Origin of the sequence: Burkholderia sp. BCC1988 (genome assembly GCF_905339895.1) — a bacterium.
Lineage (GTDB): Bacteria > Pseudomonadota > Gammaproteobacteria > Burkholderiales > Burkholderiaceae > Burkholderia.
In genome coordinates, this window is sequence record NZ_CAJPHA010000001.1 from 278,871 (window position 1) to 299,978 (window position 21,108).

The following is a 21,108-nucleotide window of genomic DNA, read 5'->3' on the forward strand; positions in this document are numbered from 1 at the left end:
CCCCCGATGACCACGCCGCGCCGTCCTTCCTTGAGTGCCGCGCTGTGCTACCGCGACCCGAATGCCTCGCTCGCATGGCTCGAACGCGCATTCGGCTTCGAGCGCGCGCTGGTCGTCACCACGCCGGAAGGCGACATCGCGCACGCCGAAATGAGATTCGGCGACGGTCTCGTCATGATCGGCGGCGCGTGGGCCGACTTCATCGCGTCGCCGCAGGACACGGGCGACCGGAACACGCAGCACGTCCACGTGCATCTTCCCGACGACGCCGACATCGACGCGCACTGCGAACGCGCACGTGCGGCCGGCGCGGAGATCCTGCAGGCGCCGGCCGACCAGTTCTACGGCGATCGCATGTATCGCGCGCGCGATCCCGGCCGGCACGTGTGGACGTTCGGCAAGCACGTGCGCGACGTGACGAACGACGAGATGAGCGCGGCGACCGGCCTGACGATCGAGGATTTCAAATAAGCGCGGCACGCATCGCAGGAGCCGGTTTTTCCCCACCACGCGGCGCGCTGACGCCGCATGACGCCTGGACCCACCATGAACCTCTTCAATGCACGCCTGCGCGGCCGCGACGGGCTGTTCACGATCGGCATCGACGGCGACCGGATCGCGCGGATCGACGCGCAGGCCGCGCCGGTCACGGTCGGCGCCGGCGATGTCGATGCGGGCGGCCGTCTCGCAATTCCGCCGCTCGTCGAACCGCATATCCATCTCGATGCCGTGCTCACGGCCGGCGAGCCGGCCTGGAACATGAGCGGCACGCTGTTCGAGGGCATCGAGCGCTGGTCCGAGCGCAAGGCGACGATCACGCACGAGGACACGAAGGCGCGCGCGCATGCGGCGATCGGCATGCTGCGCGATCACGGCATCCAGCACGTGCGCACCCATGTCGACGTCACCGATCCGACGCTGGCCGCGCTGAAGGCGATGCTCGAAGTGAAGGACGAGGCGCGCGGGCTGATCGACCTGCAGATCGTCGCGTTTCCGCAGGAAGGCATCGAGTCGTTCGACGGCGGCCGCGCGCTGATGGCGCAGGCGATCGAACTCGGCGCGGACGTCGTCGGCGGGATCCCGCATTTCGAGAACACGCGCGAGCAGGGCGTCAGCTCGATCCGCTTCCTGATGGAGCTGGCCGAGCGCACCGGCTGCCTTGTCGACGTGCACTGCGACGAGACCGACGATCCGCATTCGCGCTTTCTGGAAGTCCTCGCGGAAGAGGCGCGCGTGCGCGGCATGGGCGCGCGCGTGACCGCGAGCCACACGACCGCGATGGGCTCGTACGACAACGCGTATTGCTCGAAGCTGTTCCGGCTGCTGAAGCGCGCGGGCCTGAACTTCGTGTCATGCCCGACCGAGAGCATTCATCTGCAGGGGCGCTTCGACACGTTTCCGAAGCGGCGCGGCGTCACGCGCGTAGCGGAACTCGATCGCGCGGGCCTGAACGTGTGCTTCGGACAGGATTCGATCAAGGATCCCTGGTATCCGCTCGGTAACGGCAACATCCTGCGCGTGCTCGACGCCGGCCTGCACATCTGCCACATGATGGGCTACCAGGACCTGCAGCGCTGCCTCGACTTCGTCACCGATCACAGCGCGACGGCGATGCATCTCGGCGACGGCTACGGGATCGCGGTCGGGCGGCCGGCGAACCTGGTCGTGCTCGATGCCGACAGCGACTATGAAGCCGTGCGCCGGCAGGTGAAGGCCACGCTGTCGGTGCGCCACGGGAAGGTGATCATGCGACGCGAGCCGGAGCGCGTCACGTATCCGGAGTGACGCGGCTGCGGCGACGGCGGCGGACGGCGGCACGCCCCGCGGGGGAACTGCCGTCTTTCTTGTATGCGCTGAATGCATGAGTTGATCAGAAAAATACGTTTGTCTCATGATAGATCGACGCCTACGATGCGGTCCTGACGGCGGCGTGCATGGTGCGCGCCGTCTTGTCGATCATCGTCCGCCGACCTCATGCGCCTCGATCTCCCGTCTGCTCCCGCGTCTTCCTCGCCGTCCGTCAGCCCGTTTGCGCGGATGGCTGCCGTCACGATCCTGACCGGCATCGGCGCTGGCGTCGGCGGGATGCTGCTCGCGCTGCTGCTGCACGCGATCCAGCACGTCGCGTACGGCTACAGCCTCGCGCACGTGGTCGGCACCGAGAGCTTCCTTACCGGCGTGAGCCAGGCCGACCCGCAGCGCCGGCTCGCGGTGCTCGTCGTCTGCGGGCTCGTCGCGGGCGGCGGCTGGTGGGCGCTGTACCGCTATGGCCGGCCGCTCGTCAGCATCCGCCGTGCGGTGCGTGCCGCCGATCCGCGGATGCCGTTCGTCAGCACGACGGTGCACGCGCTGCTGCAGATCGTCACCGTCGCGCTCGGTTCGCCGCTCGGCCGAGAAGTCGCGCCGCGCGAGATCGGCTCGCTGCTGGCCGGGCAGCTCGCGCACCGCGCGGGGTTGACGCCCGCCGACTGCCGGCTGATGGTCGCGTGCGGTGCGGGTGCCGGGCTCGCGGCCGTCTACAACGTGCCGCTCGGCGGTGCGGTGTTCGTGCTCGAAGTGCTGCTCGGCACGTTCGAACTGCGCGCGCTGGTGGTCGCCGTCGTCACGTCGGCGATCGCGGCGGCCGTCGCATGGATCGGGCTCGGCAACGAACATCAGTACACGGTGCCTGCGTTCGTGCTGAGCACGCCGCTCGTCGCGTGGTCGATCGTCTGCGGGCCGCTGTTCGGTTTCGCCGCGTACGGCTTCGTGCGGCTCACGAGCCGCGCGCGGGCGGATGCGCCGAAGGGCCGGCTGCTGCCCGTGCTCGCGCTGATCAATTTTGCGGTGATCGGTGTGCTGGCGATGCGCTTTCCGCAACTGCTCGGCAACGGCAAGGGGCCGGCTTCGATGGGCTTCGACGGCACGCTGACGATCGGGCTCGCGGCGACGCTGCTCGTGCTGAAGGTGGCGATCGAGGCGGGCAGCCTGCGCGCGGGGGCGGAGGGCGGGCTGCTGACGCCCGGTCTCGCGAACGGCGCGCTGCTCGGCGTCGTGCTCGGCGGGCTGTGGAGCCTCGTGTGGCCGGGCGCGTCGATCGGCGGATGCGCGCTGGTCGGCGCGACCGCGTTCCTCGCCGCGTCGATGCAGATGCCGATCACGGCCGTCGTGCTGTTGCTCGAATTCACGCGCGCGAATCACGACAGCCTGGTGCCGATGCTGCTGGCCGTCGCGGGCTCGCTGGTTGCGTACCGGTTCGCGCAGTGGGTGGTGGAGGGGCGGATGGGGGCGGCCGCGGCCGTCGCCACGCCGGTGACGGCGACCCGGTAGCCCTCCTCGGCACAGGCTGCGGCGCGCGGGCTGCGCCGCTGAAGTGCATCGATCTATATCACGGCAAGGAACGGGACGCCGCCGCGAAGCAGCACGTATTACGCCCGAACAGCACCTATCGGATCGAGCATTCGCCGAAGTCGCAGTAGCGATAAGACGCCGTTGCGCAATGCAACGGCGCGCCGTATGCCGTTTCGCCGACGCTATTCAAGCGTCCGGATCGAATTGCTGATTCCGCGTGCGCAGTCGATCACCGCCGGCGCGAGCTTGCGGCGCGCATCGTCGAACGTCCAGCGGCTCGTCGGCGCGACCACGTGCACGGCCGCGACCGGCTGCCCCTGGCTGCCGAGCACGGGCGCGGCAATCGACATGTCCCCGATGAACAGTTCTTCCTGGTTGGTCGCGTAGCCTTCGCGCCGTGCACCGTCGAGCAATGCGACGAGCTCGTCGAGCGCCGTGACCGTACGCGGCGTATGCGGCGTACGCACCATGCCGTCGAGCCGCACACGCGCTTCTTCCGGGGGCAACGCGCTCAGGAACGCACGGCCACTGCCAGTGCAGTACATCGGGATACGGCTGCCGATCGGCATGTGGATCGGCACGAACTTCGTCGATACGAAACGCGCGACGTAGACCATTTCGTCGTCGTCCGGCTCGGTGAGATTGGTGGTCTCGCCGGTCAGGTTCGTGAGCTCGGACAGGAACGGATTCGCGACGTCGATCAACGTATCGGCCGCGAGATAGTTGAAGCCGATCCGCATCACGTGCGGCGTGAGCTGAAAACGCCGCGTGATCGGATGCTTGCGGATGTAACCGAGCTGCTCGAGCGTATAGACCATCCGCTGCGCGGAGCTTTTCGTGATCCCTGCCGCGTCGGCCACTTCCGCCAGCGTCATCGTGCGCCGCTTCGCGCTGAACGCGCGCAGCACGTTGAGCCCTTTTTCCAGCGACTGATTGAACAGCAGATCGTTTGATTGATCGGGTGACGTTTCCATGGCGAGGGGCGTGATCGATTCGATATCGCATCCTATCGTATCGAATATCGATACGCAAAAATCTTTTCGCGATATTTTTGATTCGTTTTAAGATCGGGTCATCGTCGCAGTGTCGATCAGCGGCCGGCCGACGCACCGGGTTAATCGAGAAGGAGACGTCATGGTTTCGTTCATCAAGCGGTTCGGCGCACTGGCCGCCGGTTTCGCCACCTGTATCGCACTCTCGACGGCTTCTGCGAGCGCCGTTGCGGCCGAGCCCACGCTGAAGGTCGGCGCGACGGCCACCGGCGTGCCGTTCACGTTTCTCGACGTCAAGAGCAATTCGATCCAGGGGATGATGGTCGATGCGATCACCGCAGCCGGGAAGTCGGCCGGGTTTCGCGTCGACGTGCAGCAGACCGTGTTCTCGGCGCTGATCCCGTCGCTCACCACGCAGAAGATCGACATCATCTCGGCCGCGATGCTCAAGACGCCGGCGCGCCAGCAGGTCGTCGATTTCTCCGACACCGTCTACTCGTTCGGCGAAGGCCTGATCGTGAAGGCTGACAATCCGGGCCGCTATACGTCGATGGACGATTTCAACGGGCAGGTGGTCGGCGCGCAGGTCGGCACCGCGTTCGTCGATGCGCTCAACAAGAAGGGCATCTTCAAGGAAGTCCGGACCTATGATTCGATCGCCGACATCATGCGCGACGTCGCACTCGGGCGCATCAAGGCCGGCTTCGCCGACCAGCCGATCGTCGCGTACCAGATCGAGCACGGCGTCAATCGCCAGGTGCGGCTCGTGCCGGAATACCAGAGCGTGGTGAAGGGGCAGGTCTGCTTCATCGTGCGCAAAGGCGACACCGCGACGCTCGAACAGCTCAACGGCGCGATCCGCAAGATGAAGAGCGACGGCACGCTGCAGCAGATCCTGCAGAAGTGGCACATGAGCTGAGCACCGGCGCCCGATTCCCGTCCGGCATCGCCCGCGCGTCGCGGGCATCCACCGCGGCGCGCCGTTCGGGCGTCGCATAGGAGACCTCATGTTTTTTCAGAACGCGATCGATTTCCTGCCGATCCTGCTGAAGGGCGCGGTGATCACCGTCGAGATCACGGCATGCGCGTTCGTGCTCAGCTCGGTGCTCGGACTGATCCTCGCGCTGATGAAAGTGTCGCGCAACCGGGCGGTGTCGACGGCCGGCAGCACGATCGTCAACGTGATCCGCGGGCTGCCGATCATCGTGCAGCTGTTCTACATGTACTTCGTGCTGCCCGATCTCGGCGTGCAACTGTCGGCGTTCCAGGCCGGCGTGCTCGGCCTTGGCATCGCGTATTCGGCGTACCAGGCCGAGAACTTCCGCGCCGGCATCGAGGCGATCGATCGCGGCCAGATCGAAGCCGCGCACGCAATCGGCATGCGCGGCCCGATGATCATGCGGCGCGTGGTGCTGCCGCAGGCGTTCCGCATCGCGCTGCCGCCGTACGGCAATACGCTCGTGATGCTGCTGAAGGATTCATCGGTCGCGTCGACGATCACGGTCGCGGAAATCACGCGTGCCGGCCAGCTGATCGCGTCGTCGACGTTCCAGAACATGAGCGTCTACACGCTCGTCGCGCTGCTGTATCTCGCGCTCGGCCTGCCGCTGATGTTCGGCGTGAACCGGCTCGGCAAGCGGCTCGCACTGAGGAGGGGCGCATGATCAGGATCGAATCGATACACAAGCGGTTTCAGCAACACGCGGTGCTGAAGGGCGTGAGCCTCGACGTGCAGCAGGGTGAAGTTGTGTGCCTGATCGGGCCGTCCGGTTCCGGCAAGTCGACCGTGCTGCGCTGTATCAACGGTTTCGAGACCTACGACGAAGGGTCGATCACGATCGACGGCGTGAAGGTCGACGCACATTCGAAGCGCATCCACGAGCTCCGGATGCGCGTCGGCATGGTGTTCCAGCGCTTCAACCTGTTCGCGCACCGCACGGCGCTCGAGAACGTGATGGAAGGGCCGGTGCACGTGCGTCGCAGGCCGGCCGCGCAAGCGCGCGAGCAGGCCCGCGCGCTGCTCGACAAGGTCGGGCTCGCGCACCGGATGAATGCGTATCCGTCGGAGCTGTCGGGCGGCCAGCAGCAGCGCGTCGCGATCGCACGCGCGCTCGCGATGGAGCCGCAGGCGATCCTGTTCGACGAGCCGACGTCGGCGCTCGACCCCGAACTCGTCGGCGAAGTGCTCGGCGTGATGCGCGGGCTCGCCCGCGACGGAATGACGATGGTGGTCGTCACGCACGAGATGGCGTTCGCACGCGAGGTGGCCGATCGCGTGTGCTTCCTCCACGACGGCACCATCTGCGAAAGCGGGTCGGCGCGCGCCGTGCTGACGCAGCCGACGCATCCCCGCACGCAGGAATTCCTGCGCCGCCTGCTGGCGTCGGACGGCGCCGACAACCCGGATCGAACATGAGTGCAACGAACGCGGCACCCGGATGGCCCGACTCGCCGTGGCCGGATTCGCTATGGGCGGCGACCGCCGCGCCGGCACCCGATACGCCCGCGCTCGACGCGTCCGTGTCGTGCGACGTGGCGATCGTCGGCGCCGGCTTCACGGGCCTGTCGACCGCACTTCACCTGGCCGAGCGCGGCGTGAACGTTCGCGTGATCGACGGCGCGCAGCCGGGCTGGGGCGCGTCGGGCCGCAACGGCGGGCAGGTGATTCCCGGGCTGAAATACGACCCGGACGAACTGGTGCGCCGGTTCGGCGATACGGCCGGCGAGCAGCTTGCCGGCATCGTCGGCGGCGCGGCCGACACCGTGTTCGACCTGATCGCGCGGCACGCGATCGACTGCGATGCACGTCGCCACGGCTGGATCCAGCCGGCGCCGACCGCCGCGATGCTCGACACGGTCGCACGCCGGGCGCAGCAATGGGCCGCGCGCGGTGCGCCGGTCGAGGTGCTCGGCCGCGACGACGTCGCGCGGCGGCTCGGCACGCATGCGTATGCGGGCGGCTGGATCGATCGCCGCGCGGGCAGCGTGCAGCCGCTCAGCTTTACGCGCGGCCTGGTGCGCGCCGCGCAGGCGAGCGGGGCCGTCGTGCACGGCTCGACCCGCGCCGCCGGGCTGACGCGCGTCGACGGCCGCTGGCGGATCGCGACGTCGGGCGGCGCGACGCTGTCCGCCCAGCGCGTCGTGATCGCGACCAACGGCTATACGGACGGGCTGTGGCCCGGCTTGCGCCAGTCGGTGATTGCGGCGAACAGTTTCATCGTCGCGACGGAACCGCTCGCGCCGGAGCTTGGTCGCGACATCCTCTCCGGCGGCGAGGTCGCATCAGATGCGCGGCGTCTGCTGCTGTACTTCCGCCGTGACGCCGCCGGGCGCCTGCTGATGGGCGGCCGCGGCCCATTCTCCGAACCGCGTGCGCCGGGCGACTGGCGCCATCTCGAGCGTGCGACGACGCTGCTCTATCCGCAACTGACGGGCGTCCGGTTCGAATACCGCTGGGCGGGGCGCGTCGCGATCACCGCGGATTTCCTGCCGCACGTGCACGAGCCCGCGCCGGGCGTGACGATCGCGCTCGGCTACAACGGCCGCGGTATCGCAATGGCGACGACGCTCGGCAAACATCTGGCCGCGCATCTGTCGGGCGATGCGCAACTGCCGCTGCCGTTCCGGGTCACGCCGATCCGGCCGATTCCATTGCACGGGCTGCAGCGCTTCTATATCGCGGCCGGGGTCGCGTGGTATCGGCTGCTCGACAGCCTGTCCTGACGCCGGCGCGAGGGGCGGGTCGCCATCCATCGTCCGATCGGGCAGAATCGGCCTGCCGCCTTTCCACCGACGGACGCCGCATGACCGACCCGACCGAACCTCCCGCCCGCCGCGCTTACGCGAGCTTCGCGCAACGCTACGCGGACATCGCGCCGACCAAGGCGCACAACGCACTCTACGAGCGTCCAACAACGATGGCGCTGCTCGGCGACGTCGACGGCCTGACGGTGCTCGACGCGGGCTGCGGGCCCGGCATCTGCAGTGCGCATCTCGCGCGCCACGGCGCGACCGTCCACGCATTCGACATCACGCCCGAGATGGTCGCGCTCGCGCAAACGCGCTGCGCAGGCCTCACGGTCGACGTCGTCGAGGGCGACCTGGAGGTGCCGCTCGCGTGGCTGCCCGACGCGTCGTTCGACAAGATCCTGTGCTCGCTCGCGCTCGACTACGTGCGCGACCTCGCCCCGACGCTGCGTGAATTCAGACGCGTCGCACGGCCCGGCGGGACGCTCGTGTTCTCGATGGCGCACCCGATGCGCGACTGGATGGACGAGCGCACACGCGGGGACGCCACGTACTTCGATACGAGCCGTTTCGGCTTCCATTGGTCGGGTTTCGGCGAACCGAAGCCCTATGTCGAAGCGTGGCGCCGGCCGCTTGCCGACATCCTGAACGCGCTCGCCGACGCCGGCTGGCGGCTCGACCGGTTCATCGAACCGACGCCGCTGCCCGAGATGAAGGCCGTGTCGGAGCGGCTCCATGCGGAGCTGTCGCTGGCGCCGGCGTTCCTCTGCATCCGCGCGCAGCGCTGACCAAAAGCGGCGGCGGGCCAGCCGTCAGCGTGCCGGCTCGTCGGTCAGCGTGCCGAGAAACGCTTCGATATCCTTGATGTCCTGCTCGGTCATCGCGGGCTGGTCGCCGGGCTTGCGATCGAACGGCGCGTCCGTCACGTCGACGTTCGCGCGGTACTTCGCCGGGATGTCGTCGTACACGTCGACCTTGCCGTCCGCGCCGCGCGGATAGAACTTCTGCGGCGAGATGCTGCGTTCGTTGTAGAACGCCATCACCTGGTCGAGCGTATGGAACACGCCGTTGTGGAAGAACACGTGGCGCGTCGCCGCGTTGCGCAGCGTCGGCGTGAGGAACATCGCGCAGTACTGCGTCTGGTCCTTCAGGTCCTCGCGGAACGGCCCGCACACGCCGAGATCGTAGAACGCCGGGTTGCGGTTCTGCGCGAGCGCCTTGTTGCGCGGCGCGCCGAGCGCCTCGTACTGGTAGTCGGTAAACATCGGCGGCAAGCCGTCCTTGCCGGGCTTCGACAGGTGGCAGCCCGCGCAATTCGCCTTGTCCGGATCGTTGAAGAGCTTCAGCCCGCGCAACTCGGCCTGCGTGAGGCGCGCGCGGCCTTCGAGCCAGCGATCGTACTTGCTGCTGTACGGATGGAACGACGGATCCTCGACCTGATAGCGCGCGATCGCGAACATCGCCTCCGACACCGCGAGCTGCGGCGTGGCGAACACGCGTGGCCCGAACAGCTGCTCGAACTGCGCGCGATGCGGCGACTGCGCGAGCTTGCGCACGACGTCGTCGATGCTCGCATTGGCCATCTCAACCGGATTCAGCAGCGGCCCGAGCGCTTGCTGCTGCAACGTATCGGCGCGGCCGTCCCAGAACATCCCGCCTTGCGGCACGAGCTGCGGCGCGGCTGACGTGCCGGCCACCTTCTGCGCCTTGACTACGCCGGCCGCGGATGCCGCCTGCTGCGCGACGCTCGGCGCGGCGTCGTTTTCGCCGGCATCGGGGCCGATGCTGAAGTTGGGCTGGCGATACAGGTACATCAGCGACGGCGGCGGGCGGTAGCCCTGCTGCGTCATCGCGAGGCCGCCCGGCTGCACGTCGAGCCCGTTCGGCGGGCCGTACGCATGATCGGGGCTGTGGCACGACGCGCACGACTGCTTGCCGGATGCCGACAGCGACGGATCGGCAAACAGCGCGCGCCCGAGCTGCGCGACCGCGGACATCGGCTGCGCGGCTGGGCGCTGCAGCACGACCGGATGCGGATTCGCACCCGTCCAGCCGGCGACGACGTCGCCGATCGCCGCCGGCGTGCGGGCCGGAAACGCGATCGCGAATGCGCCATAAGCGAACACGGCCGCGCCGAGCGCGAACGCCGCGCGGCGCAGCACGCGGGCAGGGGAACGCGGCGCGGCGCCGCCGGATGCGTCGGGAGACGGGAACGCGGGACGAGCTGTCATGCTGTCGGTCGAAAATCGGGCACCGTGTGAAAGCGGCGCGTTAAACGGAAACGGCCGGCGCACGATGCGCCGGCCTGCTGTTGCCTGCTGCGACCGGTTACGCGATGCCGGTCAGATCGACGGCGCCGCGCTCAGCACGGTGCCTTGCGCCGGATCGAGATACAGCGGCGCCGTGTTCGGCTTCGACGAGAAGTCGAACAGCCCGCGCAGGTCGCCGGCCGTCGCATCGAACGAACCGCCGCCGATGCGCTGGCCGCCGAGCCAGTTGTCCTCGATGAAGCGCACGACGGACGCCTGGTCGATCAACGTGTGGTCGACGTAGTTCTGCTTCGCGTACGGCGAGATCACGACGAGCGGAATGCGCACACCCGGGCCGCAGCGGCCATTCACCGTGCCGCCGTTCACGCCGGTGGTGCCGCCCGAGCCGCACTTGCCGTTGCCGTTCACCTGGTCGACCGCGTCGGACGACGCGCGGGTCGGTGCCGTGTACGCGTGGTCGTACCAGCCGTCCGAGTCGTCATAGGTGACGATCACGGCCGTGTTCTGCCAGTCGGGCTGCTGCTGCAGGAAGTTGACGACCTTCGTCACGAACGCCTGCTCGTCGAGCGGATCCGAGTAGCCCGCGTGCGCATCCTGCGCGGCCGGCGCCTTCAGGAAGCTGACCGACGGGAAGTTGCCGGCCTTCACGGCCGCGAAGAAGTCGTCGGTGTCGTACTGGTGGTTCGCCGGTTCGGCCGTCTTGCCGTCGGCTTCGAGGCTCGAGCCGATCGCCGCGACCGCGCTCGGGCGCGTGTGCTGCGGGTTCGCGGTCGACGCGTAGTACTGGAACCAGTTGTGGTGCGGGATGTAGTCGGTCGTCGCGGCGTTCACGGCGGTGGCCACGGTGCTGCGGCTGCAGCCGGTCGTGCCGTTGCTGTTGGTCGTCGACAGGTTGAAGCCGCCCATGAAGCCGCCCCACGTGATCTTCGCGCCGTTCAGCAGGTCGCCGATGTTCTTGCCGCTCATCATCGCCTGGTCGGTCGTGCTCGAGCACACGTCGAAGCCCGGGTCGACGTCGTTGATCATCGTGAAGCCGCCCTGGCCGTCGTTGATGTAGTACGAGGTGGCGGCGAGCGTCGACGGCTGCTTCGACGTCTTGACGATCTGCATCCCGTTGGTCTGGCCCGACACGACGTTCAGCGCGCCGGGCGTCGACGGGCCGTAGACCGTCGTGTACGCGTTGTCGCTCATCGCGAAGCGCTGCGCGTAGTTCCACAGCGCGGTCACGGTGTTGCCGTCGAAGTAGCCCATCACCTGGCCCTTCGTGCCGAACGCGCCGGCGCCGCCGGACGAACCCTTGCCGGTGTATTTCGGGAACAGGTCGGCGAGGCCGTTGTCCTCGGCCTGCTGCTCGGCCGTGTACGCATGGTTCTGGTCGGCGGTCGCGGCCTGCGTGCGGTCGAGGCGGAACGGGTTCGCGGCGTCGGTGCCGTTGGCCGTGTTCGTGAAGTTCGGGTTCGCGGTGAGCAGCGTGCCCGTCAGCCCGTTGATCGTCGGCGTGCCGGGCTTCGCGTTGAAGGCCGGTTCGCCGGACGGGTTCGACGCGTTCGGGTAGGTACCGAAGTAGTGGTCGAACGACACGTTTTCGCCGTAGATCACGACGACGTGCTTGATCGGCGTGGCGGTCTGCAGCGCGTCCTGCGACGACACGGCGGGCGTCGACGTGGGATCGTCGCTGCCGCCGCAGGCGAACAGCGCAAGCGCCGCGGCTGCGCAGGCGGTGACGAGCAAGGCTTGACGGAACATCGGGAAACTCCAGGTAGGCTTTCGACGGTGAAGATCGGCCCCGTCGCCGTGTCGGTCCGGCGCGGAACGCGATAAAGCACCGGCATTGAAGCAGTTCGGTATGAAGATATGGGGGCGGACCGGTTTCGCGACGGTTGCGCCGCGGTATCGATTCCATTACGGCGCGACGCGGCGCGAAAGAAAGCGGAAAGGGGCCACGCGGATGCAACCTGGGCGACACATTGGGCGGTGGGCACGGTCACGGCCGCGCATGCCGCGCGGGGCGGGCGGCAGCGCGCGGCGGGCCGGTTCGTGGGGTGCCGGGACGCGTTCTTTTTTTGACAATCGTGTGACGCATTCATACGATGGTTGGCCCGCGGCGACGATTTCGCGTTGCCGGCCGTCAGCGAGTGCTCAACGTGCCGATTCCCGTTCTGTTTGCGGTCCTGTGCGCGGCCTTCCTGCATGCGTCGTGGAATGCGCTCGTGCGCAGCAGCGGCGACCGGTTGCGCTCGGCCACGGTGCTGCAGATCGCGATCGGGCTGTTCGCGCTGCTGTTCCTGCCGGCCGCCGCGCCGATCACGCCCGCGAGCTGGGCCTGCGTCGTCGCGTCGGCGGTGCTCCACGTCGTCTATACGCTGCTGCTGGTGCGCGCTTACGAGCACGGCGACCTGAGCGTCGCCTATCCGGTCGCACGCGGCACCGCGCCGCTGCTCGTTACGCTGGGCGCCGCGGCGTTCGCAGGCGAGCGCCTGAACGCGGGTGCGCAAGGCGGGCTCGTGCTGATCTGCGCCGGCATCATGGCGATCGGGCTGGAGCGCGGCCGCGGCGCGCGGCACCGGATGACGCAGGTGCTGCCGACTGCGTTCGCCACCGGCGTATCGATTGCCGCGTACAGCGTGGTCGACGGGATCGGCGTGCGGGAAAGCGGCAGCACGGTCGGCTATACGGCGTGGATGTTCGTGCTGACCGGCTTGCTGATGGCCGCGTACTACCGGCTGCGGGCGGGGTCGCTGCGGCTCGCGCAGGATGTCGGTGAAACGGCGAAGGCCGCATGCGGCGGCGTGTGCGCGGCGCTCGCATACGGGATCGTGATCTGGGCGATGGAGCGTGCGCCGATGGGCCCGGTGTCGGCGCTGCGCGAAACGAGCGTGGTGTTCGCGGCGCTGATCGCGCGCGTCTATCTCGGCGAGCGGCTGACGCCGCGTCGCGCCGGCGGGTGTCTGGTGATTGCGTGCGGGGCGTTGCTGATCAGCGCGTTCGAGGCGGTGCGCTGAGCGCGGCTGCCGAACCGGGCATCGCCCCGCCGGTCGCGCGGCGCCGCATCAGCCTTCCACTGGCATCGCACTCGTGCACTTGATCTCGTCGAGGCACACGCTCGAATGCACGCCGCTCACGCCGGGAATCCGCATCAGCGTTTCGAGCAGGAACGTGGACAGCCCCTTCAGGTCGCGCGCGACGACCTTCAGCACGTAGTCGATATCGCCCGTCACCGAGAAACACTCCTGGATCTGCGCGAGATCCGACACGAGTTTCTGGAACTTCGACAGGTCGCGGATATGCCCGCGCTCCATCGTCACGTGTACGAACGCGGTGACGCCGAACCCGAGCGTGTCGGGGCACAGACGGGTTTCGTAACGGCGGATCGCGCCGATCTCCTCCAGCCGGCGGTGGCGTCGCAGCGTCTGCGCGGGCGACAGGCCGACGGCCTTCGCCAGGTCGAGGTTCGACGCACGGCCGTTCTCCTGCAGCACCGACAGCAAATGGCGATCGATGCGATCGAGAACCGGTTCAGGCATTTTTGTTTCCTCATCTGTCTCCCGCGTGCAATCTTATCTCATAATGTAGGGTTTGCATGAGCCGGTTACGCAACCCGATTTCGCTGTCGCGACGCTAAACTGACGCCGGATTTTCGTGTGCGCCTGCAGCAAGGCGGCGAGAGCGACGGTCGGTGGCCGGTCTGGTGGGCCTGCCGACAGAAATCGGGGGTCGCCACGCGAAGATTGCAGTCCCCAACCCGGCGGCTCCACGAACGGCCGCCGGCACAGCAAAACAGCGCCCGGCACACCGAGGCGCGCCGCACCGCTTCCGGCGGAGGCGGGCAAAATGGAGAAGACATGGTTTCTGGAAACGAGAAGGACGGCCTGAAGCGGGGGCTGAAGAACCGGCACATCCAGCTGATCGCGCTCGGCGGCGCGCTCGGCACGGGGTTGTTCCTCGGCATCGCGCAGACGATCAAGATGGCCGGCCCGTCCGTGCTGCTCGGCTACGCGGTGGCCGGCGTCGTCGCGTTCTTCATCATGCGCCAGCTCGGCGAGATGGTGGTCGACGAGCCGGTCGCCGGCTCGTTCAGCTACTTCGCCGACAAGTACGTCGGCCACTTCACCGGCTTCCTGTCCGGCTGGAACTACTGGGTGCTGTACATCCTCGTCAGCATGGCCGAGCTGTCGGCCGTCGGGATCTACGTGCAGTACTGGTGGCCCGGCGTGCCGACCTGGGTGTCGGCGCTGGTGTTCTTCGTCGCGATCAACCTGCTGAACCTGGCGAGCGTGAAGTCGTACGGCGAGACGGAATTCTGGTTCTCGATCATCAAGGTCGCCGCGATCGTCGGGATGATCGGCTTCGGCGGCTGGCTGCTCGCGAGCGGCCATGCGGGGCCGGAAGCGAGCGTCGCGAACCTGTGGCAGCACGGCGGCTTCTTCCCGAACGGCGTGTCGGGGCTCGTGATGTCGATGGCGGCGATCATGTTCTCGTTCGGCGGGCTGGAGCTGATCGGCATCACCGCGGCCGAGGCCGACGATCCGAAGCACAGCATTCCGCGCGCGACCAACCAGGTGATCTACCGGATCCTGATTTTCTACATCGGCGCGCTCGCCGTGCTGCTGTCGCTGTATCCGTGGGAGAAGGTCGTCACCGGCGGCAGCCCGTTCGTGCTGATCTTCCACGCGCTGAGCAGCAACCTGGTCGCGAACGTGCTGAACGTGGTCGTGCTGACGGCCGCGCTGTCGGTCTACAACAGCGGCGTGTACAGCAACAGCCGGATGCTGTTCGGCCTCGCGAAGCAGGGCAACGCGCCGAAGGTGTTGTGCTCGGTGAACAAGCGCGGCATTCCGCTCGCCGCGCTCGGCGCGTCGGCGCTTGCCACCGGCGCGTGCGTGCTGGTCAACTACTTCATGCCGGGCAAGGCGTTCGAGGTGCTGATGGGCCTCGTCGTGTCGGCGCTGATCATCAACTGGGCGATGATCACGCTGATCCACCTGAAGTTCCGCCAGGCCAAGCGCATCGCCGGAGAGCAGACTTCGTTCCGCAGTCTGGGCTATCCTTTCACGAATTACCTGTGCCTGGCGTTCATGGCCGGCATTCTCGTCGTGATGTACCTGACGCCGGATCTCCGCCTGTCGGTGTACCTGATTCCCGTATGGCTCGCGGTGCTCGCGGTCGGGTATCGCTTCCGTCAGAAGAATGCGGACTATGTGATGCGCGACGGCGCGTCCGCGCGCTGACACGGGCATCCCGACCATTCTTCCAAACGAGACCGACATAGCCATGTTCGAACACATCGACGCGTACCCGGGCGATCCGATCCTGACGCTCAACGAGAACTTCCAGAAAGATCCGCGCGATCAGAAGGTCAACCTGAGCATCGGCATCTATTTCGATGCCGAAGGCCGGATTCCCGTGATGGGGGCCGTGCGCGAAGCCGAAACGGCGCTGCAGCGCGACCTCGGCCCGAAGCCTTACCTGCCGATGGTCGGCCTCGCCGCGTATCGCGACGCCGTGCAGGCGCTGGTGTTCGGTGCCGATCATCCGGCGCGCACGGCCGGCCGCATCGCGACCGTGCAGACGCTGGGCGGCTCGGGCGCGCTGAAAGTGGGCGCCGATTTCCTGAAGCGCTACTTCCCGGACGCGCAGGTGTGGCTCAGCGACCCGAGCTGGGAAAACCACCGCTTCATCTTCGAGCGCGCTGGCTTCACGGTGAACACGTACCCGTACTACGACGAAGCGACGGGCGGCCTGAAGTTCGACGCGATGCTCGCGGCGATCGACGCGCTGCCGGCGCGCAGCATCGTATTGCTGCACGCGTGCTGCCATAACCCGACCGGCGTCGATCTCGACGAAGGCCAGTGGGAGAAGCTGATCGACGTGATCGAGGCGCGCGGGCTGCTGCCGTTCGTCGACATGGCGTACCAGGGCTTCGGCGCGGGCCTCGACGCGGACGCGTTCGCCGTGCGCGAACTGGCCCGCCGCGGCGTGCCGGCACTCGTCGCGAACTCGTTCTCGAAGAACTTCTCGCTGTATGGCGAGCGCGTCGGCGGCCTGAGCGTCGTCTGCGACGATGCGGCCGCGGCCGAGCGCGTGCTGGGCCAGCTGGCCGGCGCGGTGCGCTCGAACTACAGCAACCCGCAAACCTACGGCGCGAAGGTCGTCGCGACCGTGCTGAACACGCCCGCGCTGCGCAAGCAGTGGGAAGAGGAGCTCGCCGCGATGTGCCGCCGGATCGCGCGGATGCGCCAGTCGATCCACGACGGCCTGCGCGACTACGTCAGCGGCGAAGCCCTCACGCGCTACGTGAAGCAGCGCGGGATGTTCACGTACACGGGTCTGACCGAATCGCAGGTCGATGCGCTGCGCGAAGTGCACGGCGTGTACATCCTGCGTTCGGGTCGCATGTGCGTCGCGGGGCTGAACGATTCGAACGTCGGCATCGTCGCGGATGCGATCGGCAAGGTGCTGAAGAGCGGCGTCTGACCGGTGCGCCCCCGAGCGCCCGATCGCATCGCATGAACCGGCTGTCTCCCTTGCGGAGGCAGCCGGTTTTTTCTTGCGCGGAGGCAGCCGGTTTTTTCTTGCGTGGCGGCGGCGCGGCGGTACGATGGCGGATCGAACGCAAGACGAAGGAGCGGCATGGCAATTCGAATCGTACGGCTCGGCACGCCGCGCGCGGCCGGCGAGGGCCTGAGGATCGGCACGGTGCGGCGGCCGCCGCGCGGGGTACCCAAGGCGGAATTCGCATCGCGCAACTACTATGATGTATGGCTGCCGACGCTGTCGCCGAGCCCTGAGCTGGTCGCGCAGGCGCAGGCTGCCGAAACCGACGCCGAATGGCGTGCGTTCACGCGCCACTTTCGCGCGGAAATGGCGCACGGCGACGCACCGAAGGTGCTGGACCTGCTCGCCGCGCTGTCGGCGACGAGCGCGTTCTCGATCGGCTGCTACTGCGAGGACGAGCGCCGCTGCCATCGCAGCGTGCTGCGCGAACTGCTGGCGGAGCGCGGCGCGTCGATCGACGCGGAAGCGGGCTGAGCGCCCGCCGGGCGTCGCTTCGTGCGGCGCAGCGAACCGGTTGACGTGGGTCAAGCGTGCGGTGCCGCGGGCCGCTATGCTCATGTCATGAATTGCCCCGACGATGACAGGCGGACAGATGCAGATTGCCTTTCCACCCGAACCGCCCGAATATTGCGCGCGCGATCTGGTCGTCGCATTTTCGGCGCTGGTCGACGGCCGTTGCGTGCAGTGCGCGATCACGGCCGAAGCACTGGAAGACCATTTCGGTGCGCCGTCGCTGCTGGAACGGGATTTGCTGGATGCGTTCGATGCGCACCGGTCGGCGATCGAGGCGAAGGCACGACAAATGCTCGACGAAATCGGCGGCCGGCCGGTGTTGCTGCACAGTGGTCACTTCCGGATGGACGGCTGATTCCGCAGGAGGACGCATGACACTGCAAGGCACGATTCATGAACGCGACTGGTCGGTCGAGATCGAGACGCGACAGTGCGAATCCGGCGAGTTCCGCTGCCGTGTGTCGGTCGAGCACGGCACGGGGCCGGCGCGCTTTCACCACACGTTCGAGCACAGTCATGCATATCCCACGGAGCACGAGGCCGCGATCGAAGGGTTGCGGGCCGGGATGACGTGGATCGAAATGAAGGCGTCGCAGACGTTCAGCATGTGAACCGCCTCGCGCCGACGGCGCGCGGAGGCAATGCTGCCACGGCAGTGATCGCCGCATCGGTCGTCGCGCCGCGCGACATGCGTGCGGGCGGATTCCGCGGCGGGCAGGGCAGGGAAACATGGGGCAGGCAATCCGGTCGACGAGCGGCGACCGCGTCAGGAGGAACGACATGGGCGTGGGCATGCAGATCGTCTGCGTCGGATTCGCGGGTTCCGCCGCGCTCGAAGGCGAAGCGGGGGCGCAGCTGGTGCGGCTCGAACGATTCCGCGCGCGGCTCGACGATTGCCTGCTGGCGATCGAGTCGCGCACGACCGGCGACGGCGGCCGGACCTACGACGTGCGCCTCGAACTGCTCATGCATGATCGCGCGCCGGCGGTGCTGCCGGGCAGCAGCGGCGATGACGTGAACGAAACGATACGGCGCGTGTTCGCGCAAGCCGAACAGGCGCTGTCCGCCTGGCAGGCCGGCGAACCCGAAGCGGTCGCGCGGCATGCGGCCACGACGGGCGCGGCCGCGCAATGACGCCGGCCGCGCGTCGGGCGTCAGACCTGCGCGAGCGCCTGCGCGTCGAGGATCCGCACGCGCTTGCCGCGCGTTTCGACGAGCGAATCCCGATGGAACCGCGAGAACATCCGGCTGACGGTCTCGAGCTTCATGCCGAGATAGCAGCCGATTTCCTCGCGCGTCATCCGCAGGTTGAATTCCGATGCCGAATAGCCGCGCGCCTCGAAGCGCGCCGACAGGTTCAGCAGGAACTGCGCGACGCGCTGCTCGGCCGACATCGTGCCGAGCAGCAGCATCTGGCTCGATTCACGGACGATCTCGCTGCTCAGCATCTGGTAGAGGAAATGCTGCATCGGCTTCATCTCGCGGCACGCCGCCTCGAGCGCGCCGAACGGGATGATGCACACGACGCTGTCCTCGAGCGCGATCGCGTCGCAGCAGTGCTGGCCGCTGCCGATGCCGTCCATGCCGAGCGTTTCACCGGCGATCTGGAAGCCGGTCACGTGCTCGCGGCCGTCGCGATGCATCATCACCGTCTTGAACGAGCCCGCACGGACTGCATAGATGCTGTGGAACGGGTCGTCGATGCGGAACAGCGCGTCGCCCTGGCGAACCTGCCGGGTCGAGCAGATGATCGCGTCGAGGCGGCCGTACTCGTCCGCAGTCAGGTCGGGCGGCAGGCACATCGAGCGCATCGCGCAGCCCGAGCAGCGCGCGGCCGGGGTTTTGACGGCGTCGGTGCGCGCGACCGCACGAAGCGGAGTCGTTGGCCGAGGCGCGACGGGCGGGGCGGTGGCGCAGGCAGTGGCGGTAGACATGAGTCACTCCGGCTCGATCAGGGGTGGTGCGCGCGAGCGTGCACCAGGGATTCGATGACGCGGCATGCGGCGTCGAATTCGGCGGTCTTGTCGAAGAAATAATCGGCGCCGGCCGCCGCGCATGCCTCTCTGAATGCCGCCGCCGAGTGGTTCGTCAGCACGATCGTGATGACGCGCGGCGTGGCCTTCGACAGCATCCCGATCAGGTCGAGACCGCTGCCGTCCGCGAGCCGCAGGTCGACGATCACGACGTCCGCGTGGCTGCTGCGGATGTGCATCCACGCGTCCTGGCCGTCTTCCGCTTCGCCGACGACCGCGACGCCGCGGATCGCGCCGACGAGCAGCGCGATCCGTTGCCGGACGGCGATGGCGTGATCGACGAGAAACACCCTGAGCGCGACGGCGGGTGACAGGCTGGCATTCATGCCGGCAGTATCGTGTTGCGCCGCCAAAAATGAAATCGGCCGAACTGGAAGTTTGTGTAGGCCGCTTCGACGTGTTGTAGGGCGATTCCTACAACGCGTACGGGAAGGCGGCGGCGACGCCCGAGCCGCGCTGGCCGGCGTGCGTGGTGCAACCGGCAGGTTGCCGGTCGCCGCCGCCGCCGTCGAATCAGCCGTGCCGGCGCGCGGCCAGCGCGTCGCGTGCCGTGCGGCACGCGGCCAGATCCCATGCGGCGCAGCCGACGGTCTTGAACAGCAGCGGGCCGCCGCGCGCGAAGGCGCCGCGCAGCACGTCGGCGAGCGACGCGACCTGCTGCCAGTCGACCTGCGCGACGATCAGGTCGCCGGCCTCGTGGCGCGCGCCGGCCGGATCGTCGACGACGAGCCGGCTGTGGCGCACGGTATCGGCGTCGATCTCGGCGGCATCCGCGGTGAACGCGCCGACCCCGACCACGAGGCGGCCTTCGCGTGCTGCTTCGCGATAGACGGGCGTGCGGCTCGTCGTCAGCGTGACGACGACATCGATCGCATCGGGAATCGCATCACCGTCGAGCGGCGCGAGCTGCGGCGCCTGAGCGCGGTGCGCGGCGCAGAACGCGGCCGCGCTGTCGGCGCGCGAGCCGCGCACGTGCAGGCGCGCGTCCGGAAAGATCGCCGCGAGCGCTTCCGCGTGATTGGCCGCCTGCTTGCCGGTGCCGATCAGCAGGATGTCACGCGGCGCGGCGCCGTGCAGCGCCTGGATGCCCAGCGCGGTAACGGCCGCCGTGCGGCGCCCGGTGACCGTCGGGCCGTCGAGCACGAAGCGCAGCTCGCCGGTCGTCGCATCGTATGCGCTCACCTGCCCGAGGATCGTCGGCAGCCCGCGCGCGCCGTTGCCGGGGCACACGTTCACGAGCTTGTGGCTCGCGAGGTCGCGCGCGCTCGACGGCATCGACAGCATCACGCCGCCGGCCTGCAGCGGCACGACCAGGCGTTCGGGACTGACGATCTCGCCCCCCGCGTATTCGGCGACGGTGTGCCTGAGCGTCGCGAGCAGCGCGGGGTAGTCGAGCAGCGCGGCCGTTTCGGCGGCGTCGAAAGAGGGAATCCGGGAGAGGGCGGTCATCGTGTCGGTCGGTTGGGGCGGTGGGCGTGGGAGACGGCGCATCGCGCGCTCGCCACGGAGGCGGCCGGCTGTCGCGATGGCAGGCGGTTTGGATCAAATCTATACCAGTTTCCGGCCACCCGGCAAGCCGGAAAAGCCAGCGGACGGCCGCTTTTGGTTCTAATATCCGTCCAGATGGGCGTCGCGCGCACCGGCGCCGGTACCGCTCCGGTATAGTGC

22 protein-coding genes are annotated in these 21,108 nt (G+C 68.1%); 15 read left to right on the forward strand and 7 right to left on the reverse strand.

What is annotated here, in order from left to right:
* Positions 1 to 6: 6 nt before the first annotated feature.
* The 3 genes from U4012_RS01165 to U4012_RS01175 all read left to right on the forward strand — a co-directional run bounded on the left by U4012_RS01165 (position 7) and on the right by U4012_RS01175 (position 3,309).
* Positions 7 to 471 (forward strand): VOC family protein, encoded by a 465-nt coding sequence (locus U4012_RS01165; protein ID WP_321795442.1) that lies wholly within the window; start codon positions 7 to 9, stop codon positions 469 to 471.
* A 75-nt stretch (positions 472 to 546) separates the two neighbouring features.
* Positions 547 to 1,785, forward strand: coding sequence for a cytosine deaminase (codA, locus tag U4012_RS01170; protein ID WP_321795444.1), 1,239 nt, complete (start codon positions 547 to 549; stop codon positions 1,783 to 1,785).
* A gap of 189 nt (positions 1,786 to 1,974) precedes the next feature.
* Positions 1,975 to 3,309: a chloride channel protein gene (locus tag U4012_RS01175; RefSeq protein ID WP_321795446.1), complete on the forward strand. Its 1,335-nt coding sequence runs from the start codon at positions 1,975 to 1,977 to the stop codon at positions 3,307 to 3,309.
* A 203-nt stretch (positions 3,310 to 3,512) separates the two neighbouring features.
* Here the strand turns inward: U4012_RS01175 and U4012_RS01180 are convergent, their stop codons facing one another.
* Entirely contained in the window at positions 3,513 to 4,304 is a 792-nt protein-coding gene (locus tag U4012_RS01180; RefSeq protein WP_321795448.1) for an IclR family transcriptional regulator, read from the reverse strand.
* A gap of 160 nt (positions 4,305 to 4,464) precedes the next feature.
* Between U4012_RS01180 and U4012_RS01185 the strand changes: the two genes are divergently transcribed.
* The 5 genes from U4012_RS01185 to U4012_RS01205 all read left to right on the forward strand — a co-directional run bounded on the left by U4012_RS01185 (position 4,465) and on the right by U4012_RS01205 (position 8,857).
* Entirely contained in the window at positions 4,465 to 5,241 is a 777-nt protein-coding gene (locus tag U4012_RS01185) for an ABC transporter substrate-binding protein (protein WP_321795450.1), read from the forward strand.
* Positions 5,242 to 5,329: 88 nt separating this feature from the next.
* Positions 5,330 to 5,986 carry an amino acid ABC transporter permease gene (locus U4012_RS01190; RefSeq protein ID WP_059690035.1) on the forward strand — a complete coding sequence of 219 codons (657 nt, stop codon included), beginning with the start codon at positions 5,330 to 5,332 and terminating at the stop codon, positions 5,984 to 5,986.
* Positions 5,983 to 6,738, forward strand: a complete 756-nt coding sequence (locus U4012_RS01195) for an amino acid ABC transporter ATP-binding protein (RefSeq protein WP_321795456.1) — start codon at positions 5,983 to 5,985, stop codon at positions 6,736 to 6,738. Before U4012_RS01190 ends, U4012_RS01195 begins: the two co-directional genes overlap by 4 nt.
* Positions 6,735 to 8,045, forward strand: a complete 1,311-nt coding sequence (locus tag U4012_RS01200) for an FAD-binding oxidoreductase (protein ID WP_321795458.1) — start codon at positions 6,735 to 6,737, stop codon at positions 8,043 to 8,045. Before U4012_RS01195 ends, U4012_RS01200 begins: the two co-directional genes overlap by 4 nt.
* A gap of 80 nt (positions 8,046 to 8,125) precedes the next feature.
* Entirely contained in the window at positions 8,126 to 8,857 is a 732-nt protein-coding gene (locus U4012_RS01205; protein WP_321795460.1) for a class I SAM-dependent methyltransferase, read from the forward strand.
* Between the two features lie 24 nt (positions 8,858 to 8,881).
* Here the strand turns inward: U4012_RS01205 and U4012_RS01210 are convergent, their stop codons facing one another.
* On the reverse strand, positions 8,882 to 10,300 hold the full coding sequence (locus U4012_RS01210; protein ID WP_321795462.1) for a cytochrome-c peroxidase: 1,419 nt from the start codon (positions 10,298 to 10,300) through the stop codon (positions 8,882 to 8,884).
* A 111-nt stretch (positions 10,301 to 10,411) separates the two neighbouring features.
* Positions 10,412 to 12,085: an alkaline phosphatase family protein gene (locus tag U4012_RS01215; protein ID WP_321795464.1), complete on the reverse strand. Its 1,674-nt coding sequence runs from the start codon at positions 12,083 to 12,085 to the stop codon at positions 10,412 to 10,414.
* Positions 12,086 to 12,429: 344 nt separating this feature from the next.
* Here U4012_RS01215 and U4012_RS01220 point away from each other — a divergent pair, with 344 nt between their 5' ends.
* Entirely contained in the window at positions 12,430 to 13,341 is a 912-nt protein-coding gene (locus tag U4012_RS01220) for an EamA family transporter (RefSeq protein ID WP_321795466.1), read from the forward strand.
* Between the two features lie 48 nt (positions 13,342 to 13,389).
* Here U4012_RS01220 and U4012_RS01225 read toward each other — a convergent pair whose 3' ends face one another.
* On the reverse strand, positions 13,390 to 13,863 hold the full coding sequence (locus tag U4012_RS01225; protein ID WP_044843065.1) for an Lrp/AsnC family transcriptional regulator: 474 nt from the start codon (positions 13,861 to 13,863) through the stop codon (positions 13,390 to 13,392).
* Between the two features lie 318 nt (positions 13,864 to 14,181).
* Here U4012_RS01225 and U4012_RS01230 point away from each other — a divergent pair, with 318 nt between their 5' ends.
* The 6 genes from U4012_RS01230 (at position 14,182) to U4012_RS01255 (ending at position 18,541) form a co-directional block, all read left to right on the forward strand.
* The gene (locus tag U4012_RS01230) at positions 14,182 to 15,567 is read left to right on the forward strand and encodes an amino acid permease (protein WP_124484873.1); all 1,386 of its coding nucleotides are present in this window, start codon (positions 14,182 to 14,184) and stop codon (positions 15,565 to 15,567) included.
* Between the two features lie 43 nt (positions 15,568 to 15,610).
* The gene (locus tag U4012_RS01235) at positions 15,611 to 16,813 is read left to right on the forward strand and encodes an amino acid aminotransferase (RefSeq protein WP_321795470.1); all 1,203 of its coding nucleotides are present in this window, start codon (positions 15,611 to 15,613) and stop codon (positions 16,811 to 16,813) included.
* Positions 16,814 to 16,969: 156 nt separating this feature from the next.
* Entirely contained in the window at positions 16,970 to 17,368 is a 399-nt protein-coding gene (locus tag U4012_RS01240; RefSeq protein WP_321795472.1) for a DUF488 domain-containing protein, read from the forward strand.
* A gap of 103 nt (positions 17,369 to 17,471) precedes the next feature.
* A complete protein-coding gene (locus tag U4012_RS01245) occupies positions 17,472 to 17,762 on the forward strand; it encodes a DUF1488 domain-containing protein (protein WP_044843069.1) in 291 nt (96 codons plus the stop codon).
* A 16-nt stretch (positions 17,763 to 17,778) separates the two neighbouring features.
* On the forward strand, positions 17,779 to 18,018 hold the full coding sequence (locus tag U4012_RS01250; protein WP_124519488.1) for a UDP-glucose 4-epimerase: 240 nt from the start codon (positions 17,779 to 17,781) through the stop codon (positions 18,016 to 18,018).
* A 169-nt stretch (positions 18,019 to 18,187) separates the two neighbouring features.
* Positions 18,188 to 18,541, forward strand: coding sequence for a metal ABC transporter ATPase (locus U4012_RS01255; protein WP_124665889.1), 354 nt, complete (start codon positions 18,188 to 18,190; stop codon positions 18,539 to 18,541).
* Positions 18,542 to 18,561: 20 nt separating this feature from the next.
* On the opposite strand, the gene U4012_RS01260 is transcribed toward U4012_RS01255, so the two are convergent.
* The 3 genes from U4012_RS01260 to lhpI form a co-directional block, all read right to left on the reverse strand.
* Positions 18,562 to 19,341, reverse strand: a complete 780-nt coding sequence (locus U4012_RS01260) for a helix-turn-helix domain-containing protein (RefSeq protein WP_044843072.1) — start codon at positions 19,339 to 19,341, stop codon at positions 18,562 to 18,564.
* Between the two features lie 17 nt (positions 19,342 to 19,358).
* Entirely contained in the window at positions 19,359 to 19,766 is a 408-nt protein-coding gene (locus tag U4012_RS01265; RefSeq protein ID WP_044843073.1) for a response regulator transcription factor, read from the reverse strand.
* Positions 19,767 to 19,953: 187 nt separating this feature from the next.
* Positions 19,954 to 20,889: a bifunctional Delta(1)-pyrroline-2-carboxylate/Delta(1)-piperideine-2-carboxylate reductase gene (gene lhpI / locus U4012_RS01270; protein ID WP_321795478.1), complete on the reverse strand. Its 936-nt coding sequence runs from the start codon at positions 20,887 to 20,889 to the stop codon at positions 19,954 to 19,956.
* Between the last annotated feature and the right edge of the window lie 219 nt (positions 20,890 to 21,108).

Bases quoted from the DNA above. Each gene is read 5' to 3' on its own strand.
- U4012_RS01165 (WP_321795442.1), top strand. From the start codon at position 7: ATGACCACGCCGCGCCGTCCTTCCTTGAGTGCCGCGCTGTGCTACCGC.
- codA (WP_321795444.1), top strand. From the start codon at position 547: ATGAACCTCTTCAATGCACGCCTGCGCGGCCGCGACGGGCTGTTCACG.
- U4012_RS01175 (WP_321795446.1), top strand. From the start codon at position 1,975: ATGCGCCTCGATCTCCCGTCTGCTCCCGCGTCTTCCTCGCCGTCCGTC.
- U4012_RS01180 (WP_321795448.1), bottom strand. From the start codon at position 4,304: ATGGAAACGTCACCCGATCAATCAAACGATCTGCTGTTCAATCAGTCG.
- U4012_RS01185 (WP_321795450.1), top strand. From the start codon at position 4,465: ATGGTTTCGTTCATCAAGCGGTTCGGCGCACTGGCCGCCGGTTTCGCC.
- U4012_RS01190 (WP_059690035.1), top strand. From the start codon at position 5,330: ATGTTTTTTCAGAACGCGATCGATTTCCTGCCGATCCTGCTGAAGGGC.
- U4012_RS01195 (WP_321795456.1), top strand. From the start codon at position 5,983: ATGATCAGGATCGAATCGATACACAAGCGGTTTCAGCAACACGCGGTG.
- U4012_RS01200 (WP_321795458.1), top strand. From the start codon at position 6,735: ATGAGTGCAACGAACGCGGCACCCGGATGGCCCGACTCGCCGTGGCCG.
- U4012_RS01205 (WP_321795460.1), top strand. From the start codon at position 8,126: ATGACCGACCCGACCGAACCTCCCGCCCGCCGCGCTTACGCGAGCTTC.
- U4012_RS01210 (WP_321795462.1), bottom strand. From the start codon at position 10,300: ATGACAGCTCGTCCCGCGTTCCCGTCTCCCGACGCATCCGGCGGCGCC.
- U4012_RS01215 (WP_321795464.1), bottom strand. From the start codon at position 12,085: ATGTTCCGTCAAGCCTTGCTCGTCACCGCCTGCGCAGCCGCGGCGCTT.
- U4012_RS01220 (WP_321795466.1), top strand. From the start codon at position 12,430: ATGGTTGGCCCGCGGCGACGATTTCGCGTTGCCGGCCGTCAGCGAGTG.
- U4012_RS01225 (WP_044843065.1), bottom strand. From the start codon at position 13,863: ATGCCTGAACCGGTTCTCGATCGCATCGATCGCCATTTGCTGTCGGTG.
- U4012_RS01230 (WP_124484873.1), top strand. From the start codon at position 14,182: ATGGTTTCTGGAAACGAGAAGGACGGCCTGAAGCGGGGGCTGAAGAAC.
- U4012_RS01235 (WP_321795470.1), top strand. From the start codon at position 15,611: ATGTTCGAACACATCGACGCGTACCCGGGCGATCCGATCCTGACGCTC.
- U4012_RS01240 (WP_321795472.1), top strand. From the start codon at position 16,970: ATGGCAATTCGAATCGTACGGCTCGGCACGCCGCGCGCGGCCGGCGAG.
- U4012_RS01245 (WP_044843069.1), top strand. From the start codon at position 17,472: ATGACAGGCGGACAGATGCAGATTGCCTTTCCACCCGAACCGCCCGAA.
- U4012_RS01250 (WP_124519488.1), top strand. From the start codon at position 17,779: ATGACACTGCAAGGCACGATTCATGAACGCGACTGGTCGGTCGAGATC.
- U4012_RS01255 (WP_124665889.1), top strand. From the start codon at position 18,188: ATGGGCGTGGGCATGCAGATCGTCTGCGTCGGATTCGCGGGTTCCGCC.
- U4012_RS01260 (WP_044843072.1), bottom strand. From the start codon at position 19,341: ATGTCTACCGCCACTGCCTGCGCCACCGCCCCGCCCGTCGCGCCTCGG.
- U4012_RS01265 (WP_044843073.1), bottom strand. From the start codon at position 19,766: ATGAATGCCAGCCTGTCACCCGCCGTCGCGCTCAGGGTGTTTCTCGTC.
- lhpI (WP_321795478.1), bottom strand. From the start codon at position 20,889: ATGACCGCCCTCTCCCGGATTCCCTCTTTCGACGCCGCCGAAACGGCC.